The 14522-nt window shown below is 46.9% G+C and carries 6 protein-coding genes and 2 pseudogenes; 1 reads left to right on the top strand and 7 read right to left on the bottom strand.

Annotated elements, in window-relative coordinates:
• From V6C93_RS09775 to V6C93_RS09740, 7 genes and pseudogenes are all read right to left on the bottom strand, one after another.
• A pseudogene (locus tag V6C93_RS09775) lies at positions 1–575 on the bottom strand (hypothetical protein); the annotation flags it as partial.
• Between the two features lie 287 nt (positions 576–862).
• Positions 863–3814 (bottom strand): Tn3 family transposase, encoded by a 2952-nt coding sequence (locus V6C93_RS09770; protein WP_333476466.1) that lies wholly within the window; start codon positions 3812–3814, stop codon positions 863–865.
• Positions 3815–3963: 149 nt separating this feature from the next.
• Positions 3964–4596 (bottom strand): tyrosine-type recombinase/integrase, encoded by a 633-nt coding sequence (locus V6C93_RS09765; protein WP_333476465.1) that lies wholly within the window; start codon positions 4594–4596, stop codon positions 3964–3966.
• A gap of 419 nt (positions 4597–5015) precedes the next feature.
• Positions 5016–8921 (bottom strand): Eco57I restriction-modification methylase domain-containing protein, encoded by a 3906-nt coding sequence (locus V6C93_RS09760; protein ID WP_333476464.1) that lies wholly within the window; start codon positions 8919–8921, stop codon positions 5016–5018.
• Positions 8922–11774: pseudogene (locus V6C93_RS09755) on the bottom strand (helicase-related protein).
• Positions 11775–11946: 172 nt separating this feature from the next.
• On the bottom strand, positions 11947–12897 hold the full coding sequence (locus V6C93_RS09745; RefSeq protein ID WP_333476461.1) for a ParB/RepB/Spo0J family partition protein: 951 nt from the start codon (positions 12895–12897) through the stop codon (positions 11947–11949).
• A gap of 48 nt (positions 12898–12945) precedes the next feature.
• Positions 12946–13611, bottom strand: a complete 666-nt coding sequence (locus V6C93_RS09740) for a ParA family protein (RefSeq protein ID WP_333476460.1) — start codon at positions 13609–13611, stop codon at positions 12946–12948.
• 291 nt (positions 13612–13902) lie between these two features.
• On the opposite strand from V6C93_RS09740, the gene V6C93_RS09735 reads away from it, so the two are divergent.
• Positions 13903–14454, top strand: coding sequence for a recombinase family protein (locus tag V6C93_RS09735; RefSeq protein WP_333476459.1), 552 nt, complete (start codon positions 13903–13905; stop codon positions 14452–14454).
• Positions 14455–14522 lie beyond the last annotated feature (68 nt).

Here is a 14522-nt window from a genome sequence, read left to right as displayed (position 1 = left end):
AGTACTGCTGCTACACACTCAATCTTATCTGGAGCTGGATTCTCAAAGGCGCACAGGTATTCTATGGCTTCTCGGAAATCGGGCTGTTGGGCAATGACTTTTACTAAACTGGATTCGTAGGGAAAGTGGAGAACTTGGCTGTAGGCTTTAATCGCAGCAGGTAGACTTTCATTGAGTCTGACGCTAAGTTCTTGACTGGAGACAACTAAGTGGAGTTTTGATTCCCTCGACATTGACTGGTTCAGAGCATATTGCTTGCTGAAGTCATCGGTTATTGATTGTGGTCCGTTCCCCCAAGCTACGTCTGTGCGGTTTTTTAACTGATAGTGTTGAAAGGTGATATCATCTTGACAAACGATGATTAAATCGTCAACAAACGCAATAATTTGGCTATAAAAGTTTATTTCTCGTTGATTTTCAATAACTTCTTTTGCCAACCGAGCTAGCTGGTAAACTGCAAAGAAGTTTTCATAGGTATTGCCTTTCTCTCCACTGATTCCACCCCGATTCTTGTTTGCCAGATAACTGAGAACATCAGAACCAAAAAGTTGCCTGATTTGTTCATTTGTGTACATTTATTGCGTCAGCTAGCTCTTTTTAGTGCAAGTGTACCATCCTTGCCTAACCGTTGTTGAGCTATTGAACGGTGTTAGGTGTTGCGCTCACTTGTTCGTTTTGCTGTAGTAAATCCTGATTTTTAACAGGAAGTCTCATGCAAAAACTCGTAGGTTTCAATTTTTAATTTGCATTTTGCCATCTTGGCGCAAATATAGCGAAGCTGACACCAGCCGCAAAGTAGCCTTTCAAAACTTTGCCTGACAAGGGATTGAGCGTTTGTTTCTTTCCGACTGCCTTCAGTTTTTCAAGAAGCCTCTTGATCAATCAACAGCCGCTCATCCATATCCAAGCGGAAAGTCCCGTAAGGATTGATGTGTCCCCAAGTTAGCGGTGTCAGAGCGCGAAAATCATCTTTTTGCATCAGATTCAACCACTGCTTCTGTGACAGAATTTGTTGCATCATCAAGGTGTTGATATACACCAAACAGATTTGCAACAAATGTAATGACAACACGGCTATTTCTTGGTCTTCTAATCGATTGGTAGCAATTTCACTATTTTTGCCATAAAAAATAAAACTGTTAGCACTATTCCATTGTTCCACCACATTCAGTCCTTCATGAATCTCTTGACGGAGTTCCTCTTTTTGCAGATAATCACAGAGAAAAATCGTCTTCACGGCTTTCCCCAACTCAGCCAAAGCTTGGTAAGTAGGATGCATAATATTAGAGCGATTAAATCGTTTGAGAATTACCTCAGTCTCGGCTGTTCCCAGTCTCAAAGCGGTAGCATATTTAATCATCTGGTCATACTGCTGACGAATTAAATCCCAGTGAATTGCTCTGGTCAAAACAGGCTGCAAATTAGGATAAGCATTATTTTGACCAGTGATTGGTCGATACAATTTCTGTTTGTGAATGCGCTTGAGGCGAGGCAATAACTGAAAGCCCAACAGGTGACAGAAGGCGAAAGCCACTTCACTTTGACCGTGAGTATCAACGTAGTTCTTCTCCACCTTCATATCTGTGCAGTGGCGTAATAATCCCTCAATCATGGCTGCCACTTCGCTTGAAGAACAAGTTTTCAACTGGGAATAGATGCAGACAGATTTCTTCTCGACGTGCCAGTAAATCATCACTCCCCGTCCCCCGTAGCGAATGTGCCACTCAGTCATTAGATTTTGATCCCAAGAGCCAAATTTCTTGGAATCAGAAGCGCAAGCCGTCGTTCCTTCACCCCAAATATGCGGCGCTCTCATCTGAAAAATAGCATTCACAACCTGAGCAATTGCATTCCGTAAGTTCTCTTTGTGGATATAACGTCGTTTGATATAGAGCAGGTCAGAGTAATTTTCTCCGGTTCCTCCGGTACTAATTCGTTTGAGTCCGGTGTTAGTTCCTAAACCAAACAAACAGAGCAACAGTCGTCTTTGTAAGGTCTTTCTCTCCAAAGTCTCGCGAGACGAAACGCTGTGAAACTGCTCTGTAAACCCTACTCGTAAATCTGTTTCTTTGAGAACATCTAATAAACTGGTCATAGGCCAGCGAGAAATCAGCTCGGCTTTGAGCCGTTGTAAATTTAACGGTTCTGGTTGAGCTTCTAGAGGGGACACTAAAATCCAGCCATTGTCTTTTGTGAGAATCTTTACTTGGGAACTCTTGGACAACTGGAGGTCTAACTCCTCTAAGGCTTTTGTCATCTTTTGTTGTAAGTTTGCAATGAAAGCTTCCCCATCGGTGGGTTGAGACAGGGCTTGATAGTAAACCTGTCGCTGTGCCTCGAAGTCTTTTGGGAGGTCTTCTTCTGGATTTCCATAACGTTTTGCACCAACAACCCAGATTTCCTTGGAACGCAGTTGGTCTCTTAATGCCTGAAGCACACTAATTTCATAATTGACGCGGTTGATTCGTTCAGCTCCATCCGCATCTACTTCAACAACAATGTCACGCCAAGTATTTTTTAGCACCCCGTCAATCAAGACTTCATCTTCTTGGGAGTAGTAATGTTGGGTGCTGCCCGTATATTTCTTAATTAATTCCAATGCTCCGATAACGGGTTGATAGAGTTCGTTATTCGAGCGAAACTCCAAGACATCGAGAATTTGCGGTACCATTCGACGGTAATGGTGCAGGTAGGAAGCCCGCATGACCGTGTAAACTCGCTCTCGATAGGTGGGTCCGCTAGATTTGAATTCTTTTACCAAGTTCTGCAAAGTAGATGGGCTGACTACGGGATAAATGACATCCTTAACGCACTCTTCTGGATGGTCTAACGAAGCAGTTGCCATGCGAAACAGGATGTTATTTTTCCCGCTGACTCGCTTGAAATCGGCAATCAGTTCCTTCTCGACCTTTCGTTCAGCCCGGATGCTAATTCGATGCACGATTTGAATCAGTAATTCAACTAAACTGTCTGTAATCTCTTGACTCCTGAGCCAACAGAAAACTGAGACAAACGTGTAACGAATCGGGTTGGGATGGCGACGTAACTCCCTTGGGGGTTCAGTGGAAGCACGTTGTCGGTAATGATGCAGAACTTTGGGGGAGATGTTAGCCAATAAGTTTTCTGGTAATTCTAGTTGCCGAATGGTTTGTAACTTGTCAATCTCTTTAAGTAGGCTATCAAGACCGACGCGACCTGGGTCGGCTTTCAAGTTATTGAAGTCAGATGCCTGAGGTACGGCTTGTTCTTCTAGTGCCTTCTCTGTACTCACAAGAGCATCGATTCGAGCTAAAGTTTCTGTTGAAAGCTGAGAAGAAATGGCAGCACAAAAATTTTGTTCGTAGGTATGCAGTGCTGAGCGAATTAACCGTTCAATTCGTTCAGGTGTTGGAGGTTCAATTTTTAACTCTCGCAGTCGTTGATAAACGGTTGCTTCTAAATGCTGTTCGTTGCGGTCATAAATTAGCACTTTCATCAGCAGCCACTCACTCAAAGCGTGGAAATCCGCGACTGTGGCTTCTCGAAATCCAAAAAAGACACGGATTTGGGCGCGATGATATTCAATTGTGCGTCCAGTCCATTGATACTGACGCCACTGAGGCGGCGGGACTTCTACCTGTGTGGCAATATAGGATACGACTGTCTTGGGAATTTCTTGCTTTTTAGCCGGAAACCGAGCTTCAAGGCTAAAACACTTGAGTAAGACGGCAAAGCCAAGCCGACTCGCGCCTGTTTTATTTGCCAGCAGTGCCCTTTCTTCCTCAAGGAGCGTGAAATGTTCTATTAATTCTTCTGGCTCCCACTGGCGTTTCATGTAGACTCCCCTCACCGTGACAGAATTCTAGTTCTACGACAAAAGCGACCCCAGTGGGGAACTCGGTGGTTTAATTAATCAGCGGAACATTTTTGACTTGAACTTGAGTCGCTTGGGAAAATTTCCCTCGCTCACTTTCAGGACTTATATTACTCATCCCACAATCCCCTGAATCGTTCTGGAGCCAGCTCAGTATAGTGGACTGTGTGCTGAATGTTGTTGTGTCCTAGATAGCCTTGGATAGTGCGGGTATCAGTTCCTCTGGCAGCCAGAGCATAGCCACAGGCATGACGCAACATATGGGCATGGACGGGAAATGGTAGAAGAGCTAGCTCTCCTGCTCGTTCGATAATTCCACTGACTGTATCTTTAGCCAGTGGACCATGACGAGCTGACTGGAAAACATAGGGAGAAGCTGGATAGTCTCGTTGAAGCTTGCGTAGGGAGCGCAGTTCCTCACCATAGAGAGGTTGGGTGGAGGGCGTGCCTTGCTTGACCCGTTTGACGTGGAGATTACCGCTACTCCAGTCTATCTGTTCCCATCGTAATGCCACGGCTTCTGCTACCCGTAGTCCGTGACGGTACATCAACAAAATTAACGTTGAGTCTCGATGAGCGTGGCGACCCCCGGCTTTTTTTAGTGCGTCTCGCATGGACTCAACTTCTATTGGCAGCAGGTATTCCCGCACTCTCACAGAGGCATACTTGCGGGAGTTTGGGGAAGGGCGAGGTGGATTGGAAATTTTACCAACTTTCGATTGTTGAGTAGCTAGAGGAGTCATACTCAGACCCCCTGAAAAATCAATCAACTTTAGGGCTGTTTTCCCTACTTTCGCCCTAAAGTCGGCATTTGAGTTAATGTTGTAGCAATTAGTAACTATGTACTAAATCGACCCTTTTTGTAGCTTCACCGTATTAGGAGCAACTAGAGCGGAGAGTAATGACCCGACTCTGCCATATCTGACTTTTTGTGGTTGCATTCGGAGAACCAATCGGAGGCTCAACACAAAGCTGAAACCTTTATCTGACAGGCATTCCAATTCCTACTTTGCGGCTGGTGTCAGCTTCGCTATATTTGCGCCATGTAAAAAATACACTATTTTTTTTAGCTTAATTTAACTTCACCCTAGCGGTATCAGTAGAAATACTGAATTTTTATCCCAAAGCTGAGTAGATAGCAGCTTTGTGAGCTTGACTGATATTATCTACCAAACATCCTATCCCACGCTTCCAGCACTAAGCGCTGAGTGCGATATTCGCCAAATTGTTTGATTTCGTTGTTCTTCAAGACGCGGAAGGTTTCGCTGGGGAAGTCGGAACCGTAGATATCAGCAGGGTCGAGAATATAACGAAGTTCATCGCGGGTGAGTCCGTAGAGTTTGGCATAATAAGCGTCTAATTCTGCTCTCAATAATGCCCGTCTTTGGCTATCCCAGATGAAGGGTTCTCCATCATATCCCATATCTTGGGCGAAAGGTTGCATATCCCAAGCGGTGTAGACTAATTCCAGGACTCGGCTGTTGATAAATTCTATGTTAAATGAGGTATATCTTTCAGGGGGAATAATAGGAAGTTGTTTGAGGATGGAAAAGCTTAAATGAGTTCCTCCAATTTTCTGGCGTACAATATAATCTAAAACGATACTATTCAAGTTTCCTATTAATACAGATGGGTTGACTCTGGAACTAAATCCAAGTACTGGTAAGCTTACTGATGCTGCAAGTTTAGGAATTGCTGTAGCTATACAAGTCCTTTCGTTTGTATTATTAGTAATATCACGCCAGACTAAAAACCAGTTACGTTTATATTCAGGATACTTAGCAAATAAAGACTGAACAAAATCTTCATGAAGGAAATATCTTGGTTCGATTTTAAAATCAGTTTTTTTCTTGCATTCGTCACTTACTTCCTTAGCTTTACCTTGAACAATGCCTTCTTTAGATATATCCGTAAATGTTGCAAAACGATGGTCGTAAAACCACATTAATTTTGCTTCATAAAGAGGAATATTCCATCTAGATTCACGCTCAGTCCAAGGAAATTTTAAACGATCCGCATGATCGCCGAGGTGAACTAATCTTATATAAAAGATATTCCAAGGGCTACTACCTGTATGTTCATTCTCTAATACAGGTACACGATGATAAATTTTCTTTGTGAGTTCAGCATCAGCATTACTACGAAAAACCGGACAAGTGAGAGTATTAGGATTAATCAGTAAGAAATCTGAGCTAGTAAGTGTAACTTCTTTCTTGGGATTATTAGCTTCTTGGATTGTGTGGGCTAACCATGTGAAATTCATTTCAGAGAAATTATAAGCTATACCACCCATACTTAATATGCAAAATTTGACAGAATCATGTATGCCGCTAAATATAAACTTTAGGTTCCTGAATCCAGTTATATTTTTCAGGCTACATGATTTAACTAAATCTCCAAAAAATTTCTTGCAATTGTCATCAGTTGCAATTCCTGAAGGAACAATTACTCCAGCTCTACCGTTAGGTGAAATAAGATTTCTGGTAGTCTCTGTAAACACAGCATAGGTATTGATATCTCCCACAGCCGTCAGTGGGAATCTTCCCGACTCACGGAGGAACTTACTCTGTGCCTCAGCATCGTGTTTTGCTTCTGCCCAAGCCTGTGCTAACACCGAATTAGTCTGAGGTAGCTGCTTGATCAACTTTTCCCGTGCTGCCTTATTTGCTGCATTAGCAATCTCAGCACTCCGAGAAGCAAAAAATTCTTTTTCTTCTAACTTAATCCGTTCCCAAGGTGGATTTCCCAATACGTAATCAAACCCACCCTGTTCAAACACTTCAGGAAACTCCAAATACCAGTGGAAAAAGCGCTTCTCCTGTGCCAACTTATTCGCTGCTTCCACTACCTTTTGTGTAGACAGATTCCCCTGCAATAACTGAGTCAACGCCGCAGTTGTCGGCAACAATTGCAAATTTTGTTCCGTCAGCGGCATGAAAAATGCTGCCGTCCACAAATTGCAGGCAGAATAGTCTCGCCACCACCCAGAATCTTGGCGACTCTGGTAATATTGAGTTGCTTTTTCTCGGTATTGCCCCGTAGTCTTTTCATCAATCGCGCCTACCTGCCGTAGCGTTTGAGCATACTGCGATCGCGATTCATCCAACTGGTCAACAAAAATCGATAACTGCCCCTTGTTATCCGTCTCCCGTTCCTTCTTATTGCGCTTCTTAAACTGCGAGGACAGCGTTTTATCATCCCCCGTCACCGCCTTAAACGCCTCATCCGGGATGCCTTCCTTGAGACAATCCAAATCCAGCACTCCCACCAGGGAATTGCCACATTTAATCCGGTGGTCGAGAAAATTCAGCGGGAACCCCCGATTAAACCCCTCAATCCACAACGCCACCTTGCACAAATCAACCGCCAAGGGGTTCAAGTCCACCCCATAGATGCAGTTTTGAATCGCATCTCGAATTGCTTTGGATAACGGTTTCGGTCCCGGTTGCGCCTCTCCCGTCCTAACCTTAGCCAACTCCTTACCAATCCGCCGCGCTGCTGCCAAAAGGAAATGTCCCGAACCACAGGCAGGGTCGCAAACCTTTAAACTGAGTAAAGCCGCTTCTTGTTCTGCCGGAGTTTTCGTCCCCTTCAACTTATCAGCAATGACAGGTTCCAAAGCACTCTTAATCAACTGCCCGACCAACTCCGGTGGCGTATAGTAAGAACCAGTGGTTTTGCGATCGCTCCCCAGCACCAAGGCAAACTCATAAATTCCCTGCCGTTGCACCACCTGGGGATGAAAATCGAGCAGACTTTCATAAACACTGCCCAATTCCTCGACATCCAACGCCTCATAATTCACCCGGCGCAACTGCCCTTGTTGTACTCGGCGAGAAGCCGCCGTCGGCACGGCTACATACAGGGATAACTCCCGAATGGCTAAGAGCAAATCGTGGTTATCAATCGCACAAGCATCCAAATCTTGCAGCGTCTTGGAACCGAATAAGTCACCATTGAGAGGAGAAAGCTTTAACGCTTCCCCCCGCCAGTTTTCATCAAACAAGCGGAACGTCACCCGCAACCCTTGCCACAAATCTTGGAACCCCTCTCGCCGATAACTGCGGCGTTCTGCTATATTCCGCAAGCGCGAAACGCTGTAATATTCCTTGTAGATTCGCGCTTTCTCTGGGTCTTCGTCAGCGAGTAACAAATCCCTAGATTCCGCAACCATCAAGAACAAAAGGCGATAAATCAGCAGTAGCAGTTGGCGGTAGTAAACCTTATCCGTCAGTTCCCCCGACTCAAACTGCTGCCGCAGTTGCTGGTTAGCAGGATGTTGTAGAAATCCCGTACCCAGCAAAACCAAAGCTTTTTCCACCCCATCCCGGAGTCTGTCGCGGACTCGTCCTCCCTGCTGAATCGCTTCCTGGTGATAGTACTCCAGCAAACACTCATCCGCATCATCCATCCCTTGCGGCAGGCGGGAACGATGGAAGAGGCGATAAAATAGCCCAAACTCGGCAAAGTTCTCCCCGTTGAGAATTTGTTCTAAATCAAACTCAATATAGGTGGGGCGAGACATCAACGAGGAGTCCCGCAGGAGCCGCCACTGCAACCCATTGGTAACAATACCCCACAGATGCTCGGTGCGATTGAGGTATTCTTGCATCAGGGTGTGTGCCGAGAGTCGAGGCGTACCGCTAGGCGGACGCTGTTCCAGCTTCACCCGACAGCCGACAATATGGATAGGCGGTTTATTCTCCCCCGCTTCAGCACGATGAGAAATGGCATAAGTTTGCCCATCGACAATCTCAGCTTTAGCCGTATAAACCGGACTGTAGCCCAAACTTTCTAATAACGGCACCGCCCATTGTTCGCGAGTGAGACTGGTAGCCATATCGTCTGCATCCAGTCGCGCCAGTCGCCGTTGAAATGCTGTCCAATATGCCTTAGCATCGCCCCACGCGATCGCAATTTCATCGGCAAGCTTATCAGTCTTGGCAAAATTAAAGTCTTCCGGTGTTTGCCCTTTAATTTCTCCAGCCAGCAAATCTGTGGTCATGTCAGGGGCAATCAAATTCCCCTCAATTTGAACTCCGATTAAGGTGGTTGCGACTGCGCTCATTTATTTACCTTTCTTCTTTCCTGGCTGTAAAATTAGGACGCCCAAAATATCCATTGGGAGTTGGGGGGTAACTTTGACCTGTCCTTCCTTGGTGATTGCTCGAACACGGCGATGAGATTGGGAAAGAGAATGCGATCGCCGTTCCGCAATTTGTCGTAATTCTTCCTTCAGTTCCTCAATTCGCCCCAAGAGTTCATCGACTTCCAAGCGTTTCATCGCTGGCGGAATATCCCCCACAGGTTCCGCTTGTTGCAACAGTTCCATTGCCTCTTCTGCTGATAGCCACAGCGGATTGGATGGTGCTCCGGTGAAGCCAGCCACAAAGCATTCTTCCGCTAGCAAACTTTGGTGCTTCGGACTGTCTAACAGATGCCGCAGTCGCACCAACAGCAGCGTGGTACGCTTTTCTACAGCATCCGTAACCGTGAAGCCACAACGGGCAGCAGTAGGATTTGGCACATTGTCCAGTGCCTCTTCCAGCAAATGACGCGCTAACCCCTCAACCAGCGGGTGATTGCGTCCGATGTATTCCACCCCTTCGGGTACGGGAGTTGTAAAGGAAATCAAACGCGGCTTATCTCCCAGAACCGCCTTCAGACATTGAGGCGGCGATTGCAGCAACCATCCCTGCTTTTTCTTAATCAAGGAACTGTTCAGCCGCTCGCAGGCGGACTTGACAAAACGCTCAACATCTGATTCACTTCCTAAAATCTGATCGGACTCCACCAACTCCTGCTCCACCTCAGCAGGCTTAATTGACCGTTGAGCAAAGCGAGTCCGACTGAGTTTTTCCCGTTCGACTGCCCTGTCCCAGCTTTTATGAACCTGACTTAGGGCAGAATCTTCAGAATCGAGCAAGTCGAATAGCGATAGCTGCTTTGCCTCTGGGACGCGATCGAACAGAGACTTAAACACCGCCTCCGTCACCGTAGCACTATCCATCGGGACGGGTACCGTAATGCCCAGCGTCTTGTGGATTTGTACCGCCTTGCGAATCAATACTTCCAGCACGGCACCATCCACTGGGTTATCCTGACCGTAGAGCAAAAAGCTTTTGACAATTGGCACAGGTTGCCCGTAGCGGTCAATCCGTCCCTCCCGCTGTTCCAAACGATTCGGATTCCAGGGCAGGTCGTAGTGTATAACAGCACTAAAATGTTCTTGGAGGTTCACCCCCTCACTCAAGCAGTCGGTAGCAACCATCACCCGTTGGGGATAGGACTTCAACTCGGCTAACCGGATTTCCCGTTCGTCTTCCGACAGTTCCCCGGTAATTGCGATCGTGCGGATGTTGCTGCCTTTTTTCTCCAACTTCTGCCGCAGCGCTTCAGCGACGTAGTTAGCTGTGGCAATGTAACGACACCAGAGGATAGGGTTGAAGCCTTCTTTGATGAGAGATTCGACGGATGCGATCGCGTTTTGCAATTTGGCATCCTTTTGTCCTTGGAGTTTCTCCGCCGCTTGGACGAACGCCCTCAACTTGCGTCTATCGGAGTCCCCATAGGATTGCTGTCCTTGTTCCACCACTACAGTCGGCGGTGCATCAACGGCTTGCTCCTGTTCTGTGGGGTCGTAAACATAAGCCCCCATCAACTCCTCATCCAAGTCGCTAACTAACTCAGTGACATCTCCCGCTTTACTCGCCTGACGGTTGAGGGTGGCGATAGCGGCAGCGGGAGAAGACATCACGCAACGAATCAGCGCCAAAGCTGACCAATATCGTCCCCGACGTTGGGCATAACTGAGACGGTCATCTGCTGTCTTGACTAACCCACGGGCGAAGTTATAAACGTCTTCAAATAAACTGCGGTATTCTTTTGATAGGCGATAGGGAAGCTCTAACGGTTCTCGTTCCGGGAACGGCGTTTCATTGCCCAACCACAACTTCACGTCTGCCCGTCGGCGCTGGACAAAGTGATTGGCAAGCTCTTGGCGTTCTTTATCGGTTAAGCGATCGAGGTTGAGCTGTTCAAACTCCGGCTTGAGTAAACCTAGAATCGATAAGAACGAGGCTTCTATCCCGCTGTGAGGCGTTGCCGTTAGTAAAACCAAATGTCGCTCTGCTTTTTCGGCAATCTACTGCACCAATTGGTGACGTTGTTGTACCGCCACTCCTTCAGTGTTGGTATGGGCGCAGGTGTGGGCTTCATCTACAATGACCAAGTCGGGGCAATGGGAGAGGAAGATAGCACGACGCCGCTCTGACTTGGCGTAGTCGAGACTGACGATAATGTGTCGGTAATAGTCGAAGATATGGCGATCGCCAGAGGGCAGTCCTCGTTCTAGCTTTGAGACAGTGCCAGAACGAATAACCACTGCATCAATTTGAAACTTCTCCTGGAGTTCCCGCTGCCACTGGTCACACAGTTGGGGTGGGCAAAGGACGGCTAATCGCTTGACTTCTCCCCTATCCAAAAGTTCGCGGGCAATCAAGCCCGCTTCAATGGTTTTCCCAATCCCCACATCATCGGCAATCAACAGTCGCACCGTCTCCAGGCGCAGTGCCATCAACAACGGCACTAACTGGTAGGGACGGGGTCGCACGGAGAGTCGCCCCAAACACCGAAAGGGTCCAGCTCCACTCCGCAGACTCAACCGGGCGGCATCCATCAGCAGTTGGGCGGCAGCGTGGTCTTGAATGGCTTCGGGTTGGGGTAGAGGAAATTGAGCGGGCGCTAGTGCTTCGAGTCCCAGAGGTTGATAAATGCCGCAAATCTGGTCTTCGTTACCACTTAAGGGACGCAAGCGGATGATGTCCGAGTTTTCCGAAGGCAGCACCACCCATTGGCGTGACCGACAGGAAACAATAGAGGCAGGAGTGGGGATAAAACGCTCAGTGGCTGATTTAGACATGGGTTCTGACCCTTCGCTATTGAGCAAAGGGGTAAGTGTTCCTTATTATTTATTTTTTTGCGAAAGTAAAAATGAAACAATTTTTTCCGAAAAATGGCTTCTACGTTTTTACTGCACTTCACCAGTGCTCGTCCACTTTCTGAACGCACTTCTTTAGTAGAGGAATAAATTTCTATCCTTCAGAAACCAGCGCTTCCAGTTCCGCCAAAAGCTTCTTTAGCCGTTTCTGCTTTTTGGGGTCTTCCCAAATTTTCGACTTCTTGGCTTTGGTATAGGCTGTCGCCATGCGGCTACGAAGAGAGGAGGGTTCGCCCTCATTGTTATCAGCACTCTTATCCTTTAGGCTGGCAATGCGTTCTTTTATTTGACTCAAAGATAAGTTTTCGTTCAGGGCAGCTTCAAGGAGAGCCTTGCGCTCTTGCTCATCCTTAACTCGTGCGATCGCTTGGGCTTTGGTGTAAGCAATTTCTCCGCGACTTAACGCTTCCTTAAGTTCAGGGGGTAAGTTCAGCAGGGGAAGGCGATTTTTGACAAAGGACTCCCAACCCATCAGTCCTAGAGAGTCAAATACAGATTGAACAGTCGGGTCTTGGTCGCTAACCCTAACGTTAGGGTTAGCCGAATTTACATTGCCTTTGACTTCGTTATACATCCGATAGAGACGAGACGTAACCTCGTCAACAGTTAGGCTGAGCTTAAGGGCAAGCAACTGCAAAACCCCTTCAGTTTCCTCTACTGGGTTAAGGTCTTCTCGTTGTAGGTTCTCAACTAAGGCAAGTTGGAGCGCTTCTGATTCACTCAACTCTCGGATGACTACCGGGACTTGAGATAAATTGACTTCCTTTGCCGCACGATAGCGCCTCTCCCCAGCTACTAGCTCATACTGTTTGTCAGATAAAGGACGCACGAGTAAAGGTTCCAAAATTCCATGCTCTTTGACCGACTGCACCAGAGATTGAAGCTTTCGGGCATCAAAGTAGCGTCGGGGTTGCTGCTTTGGCAGATGAATTAACTCTAGAGCCACCAATTCGGCGGCTTTAGCTGGAGCTTCTGCCGACTCAGGAATCGGACTCTTAAAAAACTCAAGAGCACTTTCATCGAGTGATTTACGTTTTTGGGCCATAACAGGGGTGGAAGTCTGCCAGAAAGCTTTGAAAGAGCTTCAAAAGTGTCAAGTTGGATCTAAACCTTTAAGGAGAGAAAGAATTTCGCTAAATAGTTGCTTGTATTCACGCCTTGCCGATGCGGCTGGTCTTCCCGACATCGTCCAGGTGGTAGCATTTTGCCCAGGTGCATCGGCAATTGCCTCACGGTCATGAATAATTGTTTTGAGCGCGACCATGCCTGGAACCGCCTGAAGAAAGCGAGTGGCTTCATCTTTTAAGCGAGTTCCTGGTTTGGCTCGATTGAGAAAAAGAGTACCTAAGGGCTGGCCTTGTCGAATCTGCTGAGCTTGATTAATCAGCATAACAGCCTTGAGCGTAGAACTAAGGTCTAGCACTTTAGGCTGAATTGGTACAACCACCAGGTTGCTCCAGGCTAATATGGCTTTCGTTTCGTCATCTAGCCGTCCTGCTGGTCCATCAATCACCAGGTAATCATAGTCAGAGGCTAACCGAGGAATTTCCTCAAATAGTCGGTCTTTCTCATGAATCGCTTTAAAGGCAATAGACTTTTTTAGATTGTGCAGCCATTGAGATGACGAACTCTGCGAATCTGCATCAATCAGCAGAGTCTTATGACCCTGTTGTATGGCTAAATAATAGGCAAGATGGACGGCTGTTGTCGATTTGCCAGTCCCACCTTTTTGGTTGGCGATCGCAAGAATTTGCGACATAACCTTGTAAAAACGAGCGTGATGATGGGCATTCTACACCTATCTCAACTTTCGTACTCCAACGTTTAGGCTTGATGTAAGAGTTGTTACTATACTGCCTCGATACAGTTTTAGTCGTTATCAGCCGAACACACAATTGAATCACTCTCTCAAAAACGGTCGTCTATAAGACACTTTGACTCACTCACTTGCACAATCCTCAAATCCCCGTTTTGGGTGTCTCTTAACTCGTCTCTCAATCCGTGTCTCGTGATACTCTAGAGTGAATGAGTTGCGAGACATTGCCTAAGAGTGAAAATAGGATACGCCCGTGTCAGTCGAGATGAGCAAACGTTGGATTTGCAAACTGACGCCTTAAAAGCTGCTAATTGCTCACGCATCTTTACTGACAAGGCAAGTGGAGCTCTCGCATCGCGCCCTGGTCTTGACAAAGCCCTCGAACAGCTCCGTAAAGGTGATACCTTGGTCGTGTGGCGACTCGACCGTTTGGGACGTTCTCTCAAGCATCTGATTGAAATCGCGGAAGACCTCAATGCCAAAGGAATTGGGTTTGCCAGTCTGACCGAGAGCATCGATACGACCACCAGCAACGGAAAGCTAATCTTTCACATCTTCTGTTCTCTAGCCGAGTTTGAGCGTAACATCATTCGCGAGAGAACGATGGCGGGATTAGCAGCGGCTAGAGCTAGGGGGAGGAAAGGTGGTAGGAAGCAGGCTATAGCCCAAAAGAAGATTGCGACAGCCCAACATCTGGCAGACACCTCAACGGATTCCATCGCCGATATTTGTAAGTCTTTAGGGATTAGCCGCAGTACTTACTACCGACGTACTCGCCCCCAATAGTGAGGCTGAGAATTTTTGATTAACCGCTCCTAGAAACCCTGAAAAATAGCATTTTGCAGGGCTGACTT

This window comes from Allocoleopsis sp. (assembly GCF_036703385.1).
Classification (GTDB): Bacteria; Cyanobacteriota; Cyanobacteriia; order Cyanobacteriales; family Coleofasciculaceae; genus Allocoleopsis.
This window is presented reverse-complemented; position numbering and strand designations above follow the sequence as displayed.